The following is a 6,069-nucleotide window of genomic DNA, read 5'->3' on the forward strand; positions in this document are numbered from 1 at the left end:
GTGCCAGTCGATACGCACTTGTACGAGCTCGGATATACGGTTGCACCTATGGAGAAGGGTGCGGAGTTGGTAGTCGGTCGGGCACTTGTCGTCGTTGTCGACGATCGCACCGCGCATGGGGACGAGGACCACAGCGGGCCGCTGGTCACCGAGCTATTGAACGAGGCCGGGTTCGTCGTTGACGGTGTGGTGGCGGTATCGGCTGACGAGGTCGAGATACGCAACGCGTTGAACACTGCAGTGATCGGTGGAGTGGACCTTGTAGTCTCGGTTGGCGGAACCGGCGTTACCCCACGTGATGTCACTCCAGAGGCCACTCGCGAGATTCTGGATCGGGAAATCTTGGGTATCGCCGAAGCTATCCGCGCTTCAGGGCTATCTGCGGGAATATTCGATGCCGGATTGTCGCGTGGTCTAGCCGGTGTATCGGGAAGTACATTGGTGGTCAACCTCGCCTGTTCCCACTATGCGGTGCGTGACGGCATGGCGACACTGAATCCGCTCGCCGCCCAGATCATCGGGCAATTGTCGAGTCTAGAGATCTAGACTCTCGTCTGTGCAGCTGTTAGCTATCTTCTTGGTCAGATGTCCGAGCGCGGTCCGTGGTTTGGGGGTGATAGCAGATCCTCCGTGCCGACATGCCTGCCGGACGGGGCCCCGTTGCTTTGGGTGAGGAGGTCGCGGATTTCGGCGAGTAGGATGATTTGGGCCCTAATTTGGTCGGTGTCGCCCTGTTCGAACTTACCGCGCTTGCGTAGCGTGGTGTAGGGTAGTACCACTAGAAAGTATACTGCCACAGCGATCAGCAGGAAGTTGATCACGGCCGACAGCACGATATTCAAGTCGATGGCCTGACCACCTCCGATGTCAATCCGCAAAGCACCAAGGTTGGTCTGTTCGTTGATGCCGACCCGGTTGATTAACGGCGTGATGACACTGTCGGTGAGCTTGGTAACCAGCACGGTGAACGCCGTACCGATAACCACCGCGACGGCCAGGTCGACGATGTTGCCTCGCGAAAGAAACTCCTTGAACCCTTTTAGCATGGCACATCCTTTCTTGCAGTGAGCATTTGCTAATCCTCCAGAACTGGAAGCTCGACAAAAACTTAACCCGTTGGCGTGATTTTGCCGCGGTTGAGTGTCGAATATCCCTAGTCGAGTATCCTCATGGTAGTCGAATATCCCTAAAATATCGGTGTACGATCGAGCTGTCGGGGGACAACGGCGAAACTGCCCCAGCCAGGCTTACTGCCCGGTCCGATGGTGGCAAGTTGGGCGACTAATAGCCCGTGAGAAGTCGGTAAGCGCTGAATCGGTCCTGTCTGCCTGAGTGGAAGGCCATGAGCTCGCTGTAACATCGCGTCGCGCACACCATCATGACGGTTGACCTGTGGCGTTAATCGACACCTGCGCAAAAATTCGGCCAGGAGGTACTTCGACGCTAAACTACCGCCGGAGTACTCTACAAAGCACTCATATGAGCTAGCTGCCCTTCATTCAACTGGGGAATTTAAGCCGGAATGTCCAAGCAGGCGAAGTTCAACGATAGTTCTATACTATAGTCAATGACGATTTTAAACCAGGACAGTCCGCGGTGTTACTGAGTCATCATGGCAGTGGCGAAAGCACTCTGTTAAAAATCGGTAGTGGCATCGAACAGTCGACCACAGGTGACATTATAATTATCAGTTTTAACGTCACCAAAATGTGTTTGAGCACGACAGAACAATTTTCCGATGCTATCATATCGGTTTTGTCCCATAATTCTTCAATCTTATATCTACTCTTATGGTCTTGCGGTGCTCGAAAATTATATTGTTTCAAGAGAGATCCGAGTGCTGTAACGAAAATCGACAAATGACGCTCGCAACTCATTGGAAAATGTATACTTAGCCGGTCGTGAAAGTTGTCCTAACTGATAATCTACTCGAGTAGCAAACGATAATGGGTAGCTATTTTTCGGGTGTTGGTACGCACTACTGCACTGGCTCTGACCGATCAATCTACAGGCAATCTCGATAAGAATATAGGGAATAAAGTGTTGGCTTTTCTGCTTAACCTCACTCGCCAAACAGGTAAGCTATTGATCACGGTCGAAAAATCCGGTAGTGGTTAATCAGACTGATCAATTTCTCTATTTCCATGGAGATAAGCTGGTTCCTGATGTAGCCTAATAAATGCGAGTGGTAGGATCGACTCAGGTCGAATTATTTAATTAGTGTGAAAAACACAAGTTGTTTGCTGATTTTTGCTTTAGTGCACATCTTGACGTTCGTGTTCGTCAAAGTACTTTACAATATGTTATCTTGATTTCCGGTACTTCCCTAGAGGTTTATCTAATGGTTCAGCCTGACGCGTTTTTGACGTTCTTACCGATGTCATCATAGGAAAAGCTACACGTTGCTTAGCCGTTAGCCGTGGTGACAAAATCGACCAACATTTCTATTCAGATATCCACAAACAGAGATAGTATTTCTTTACTCCGATGATTGAAGGATATTTGTTGACTCCCACCATGGGAAATGGTGTTATATCCTCAATAGGGATCGACATTTTTGCGTAGTACTCTTTTCATCCTGATACATGGATACAGCACGACCTTAAGGTAGCAAGCCATTCTCTTATCTGACTGAATGTGATCGTTCCGAGATTAGATGTGATGGCAGAGTATTATTTAGTACTTGGTGACAGCTTAGCACTACAAATGAAAGATGCACCCACAACTGTCTTATTCGTCGGCCTCATTACGTATTGTAGATCCAGTTACAGAACAACAGTTCTAGCTGACATTGCTATTGTTAAAAGGGTTTTTAGCATTTCTGGCAAATGTAGTCACATCGATTTGATGATCAAAGATCAAGTTACGGCGACACAGATCAGATATTGGTTGCCAATCGATGTGCGTTTAGAGGCGGCAGCTGCTCAAAATAGTATGAAACAGATGATACTGCCGATCTGATTGTCATGAGTTTGATCACTTTGCCCGTTGGCATATTTGTAATCTACAATATAGTAACGTGCAATTTTGTGCAACGCTGTCGTTTGTTTAGTGGATTGTTCTATATTGAATGTAAACCGTGCTTTGTTATTTTGGCTGGTAGTTATTTAAATTTTTTGTTACGGCACTACCCGGCAGTAGATTGAATTCCTTGTTCGGAGTTTAGCTCGGCAGGGCGTAATGAAATTAAATTCATCAACGATATTTATTCTGCTATCATGTACGTGAGATGGATTTATCAATTGAAAGTTGAAAGGATTGGTTATTTGGCCTCGTTGCTGTGTTATTAGCCGCCCTGCCACCTGCTGTAGAAGCGATGCACAGCACTCCTTGCTTTGATCCGCTCTGGAAGGCGAAGTAACCACGCTCGTACTGTGGTTGCTGGCTGCGGGATCAGGTTTAGATGGCTTTGGTGCTGTGGTGGCCGGGCAAGAACTTGGTCTTCGTGTTCGTCGGTTTCTGTGTTGTTTTGATTGCTTTTGCGTTGATTGTGGTGTCGGTGGTTCGGCTTGTGGTGTTAAGCGTAGTTCCTGCGTTGACTTGCGTGTTCGGTTTACTGGGGTAGATGGCCTCCGCGAGATGTCGTGCGCTCACTGAGCCGAGCCTCTGTCGCTATTGTCGCTTCGATGACGGCAGTCTCAGTGATTGTTGGCGTCTCGCTGATGGTGCGTTCATTTCGGCAAAAGTTCGCCAATTTTTTCGGGCTGACTTTACAAACGGATATCTATATGTTGACACCTTCCTGAGTCTCAACTTACCTGAATGATAATATGTTATATGATGCCGTTCAGATTTTGAATGAATGGCTGGGTGTACATGAGAAATTTACGAGTATTTTTTGCGCCTGTTTTTGCTCCTAATTGAGGGCAAGAGCTTGACCTGCTAGCAGTCTCAGTTGACATAATTTGATATAGTACGCAGCCGTATCGCTGGATTGGTGGTGGCGAACAGAAACTGCGGCAGCGCTTCTTAGCCGGCGAAGGAGTAATATTATCGGGATCATTAGGTATAGCAAAAAATGTACGGACTCAGCCTAGAGCGATAACGTTAATAATGGACTTGAGACCCTGAAAATTATCTGTTTTAGCGATTTATTTAGATTATATCTGAGATCAAGAGATAGTTATTGAATTAGTCAGGTGACCTATAGGTCTCGTTGGCACGATGTAGATATGACAACCATGGTGCTTTTTGGAACCAGGTAGCAGTGTCAATGGATTGCTGAATTAAACTGCACGCCACGCTCATGGGCCGAAAACATATTGCTATATCAATCTAGCCATAGTCTTAGCGAAGTGGTACTGGCTATGTTTTACTTCAGCTTCGTCGTGACAGGAGCATTACAACTGGCAACCATACAGTTGTCTTTATTGCAATGCTAGACGCTTTGATGAGTCTGGTGTTAGAATTAGGTGCATTAATTAGGCCATAGGTATTGAGCCAGAAGCAATTGTGCATATTGGTTTATTTTGAGGCTAGCAATCATTGAATGGGGGAGTTGATATGATGGTGTTGTCTGCAAGCTTTATATTGGTATGGATTCTCATTCACGTTATTAACGTACGTTCATCTGGTTGGACTTTTAGGTACTTCGGCCAGACCTTCGTGGTGACAGTGGTCGTTGCGCTGGTAATGGGTGTCTATCCCGCTTGATGCTCGGCACGGTTAAGCATTACCTCAACCATTAAACATTAAAGAAGAGTAATTTAGGATACGAAAATTATAGACTTGGTTCTTGTTACGTTTTTTAGCAATAGTAAAATGGTGACAGCGGCCGGAAAGGATTCAGAGTCGGCTACTAGATCTTTACTTGGCGTGTTGTCTGACGAAAATACGACTGGATATGCCTTGGACACCAAATCGTATGGCATTAGATTTCCACGTGACCTCGGGTCTTACGACGAGTACTAAGCGGAAATCATGGTATTGCGTTGGAAATATAATGACTGTAGGTGAGTGACTGTTTGGGTATTAGCTCATCTTTTTCTGCCGAGTCTTGGTGTTTTCCGGGAAGATAGTAGTAACTGCTGACGCATCTTTGTGATGTACTGACCAAATATATTTCAGTCTACTTCGCTGTGGGCGACATTATTAAGATCATGTTTTATACTGCGGAGAAATTTAGTCAGGAGGCGGTGAGACTGGTCTAGAGTCAGGGCACAGCTCTACGCAATGTGGTTAGAAGACCAGTATGTGTGTGAAGTAGAAAAAATTCGGTTCAGATTATTGTGAAAACGGATGATAATTACTGTTAGCTTTAGTTCGTACTCTGACTATTGTCTACCATTTTGTATGAAAAGTAGGTTATTAAGTGCCAAAAGTAAGCAACGTAGAAACGCAACATACTACTATAATTGTATAGTGCGATAAGAGACATGGAAAAAGTTAACAGTTGATAGTTATTAATTTGTTGTTAGTGGTATGATTTTGTAACGATCGAGAACGTGAATAGTAGCGCTTTGGATGTTGAAATATTTCGATTGGGACCGGTTCTGGCTACAATTTGGTAGATACGTGGATTTGATGATGTTTTTAGATTCGGGAATGTACGTTGATGGACGTTGGTTTTGCGTGGGGGTGATCTTGGTGAGGATTCTTCGGTGGTTGCGGTTTAGGCGGAAAGGGTGGTTTCGTCGTTCAAATGCTCGATGTGGTCACAGATCTGCCTGGTGAGGACGTTGATCGAGGTGGTGGTACCTCGATGGATCGTTTGACAGGTGGTGGTGTTGAAGCGAGGTTTTGGTCTGTTCTTATCTGGGGAGAGTCTAGCCAGTGTGACCATGGTGATGTCGTGATGCAAGACCGTCGCCCCTTACGGTACATGCGCTAGCCTTCACCTCATTTTGATGAAGACCAGCGCAACCCCCCGCCAGACAGTGTGCTGCGAGTCGCTACCCCAACCCCCGCACAGATACATCCCAGACACCTAGTCCCGGCCAGTATCCCAATCTACATTTACATGTAGATTCCAACAGGCCCACAATCTCCTCAGCCGCGTACCGCAACAACCACAAACCCACCGCCAAGCACGACACACCAGCCATAGCGGCAAGCTCCTTCTACAAACAA

3 protein-coding genes are annotated in these 6,069 nt (G+C 46.5%); 2 read left to right on the forward strand and 1 reads right to left on the reverse strand.

Annotated elements, in window-relative coordinates; translation table 11 throughout:
• The first annotated feature begins 48 nt into the window (after window positions 1-48).
• The gene (locus MUBE_RS07695; protein ID WP_116540093.1) at window positions 49-546 is read left to right on the forward strand and encodes a MogA/MoaB family molybdenum cofactor biosynthesis protein; all 498 of its coding nucleotides are present in this window, start codon (window positions 49-51) and stop codon (window positions 544-546) included.
• Between the two features lie 35 nt (window positions 547-581).
• Here the strand turns inward: MUBE_RS07695 and mscL are convergent, their stop codons facing one another.
• Window positions 582-1,046 carry a large-conductance mechanosensitive channel protein MscL gene (gene mscL, locus MUBE_RS07700; RefSeq protein ID WP_116540081.1) on the reverse strand — a complete coding sequence of 155 codons (465 nt, stop codon included), beginning with the start codon at window positions 1,044-1,046 and terminating at the stop codon, window positions 582-584.
• A 2,366-nt stretch (window positions 1,047-3,412) separates the two neighbouring features.
• Here mscL and MUBE_RS15745 point away from each other — a divergent pair.
• Window positions 3,413-3,565 (forward strand): hypothetical protein, encoded by a 153-nt coding sequence (locus tag MUBE_RS15745; RefSeq protein ID WP_165849764.1) that lies wholly within the window; start codon window positions 3,413-3,415, stop codon window positions 3,563-3,565.
• Window positions 3,566-6,069: the final 2,504 nt, after the last annotated feature.

It is taken from the genome of Mycobacterium uberis (genome assembly GCF_003408705.1).
GTDB lineage: Bacteria > Actinomycetota > Actinomycetes > Mycobacteriales > Mycobacteriaceae > Mycobacterium > Mycobacterium uberis.

Coding starts and splice junctions, on each gene's coding strand:
- MUBE_RS07695 (WP_116540093.1), top strand. CDS start 49: ATGGAGAAGGGTGCGGAGTTGGTAGTCGGTCGGGCACTTGTCGTCGTT.
- mscL (WP_116540081.1), bottom strand. CDS start 1,046: ATGCTAAAAGGGTTCAAGGAGTTTCTTTCGCGAGGCAACATCGTCGAC.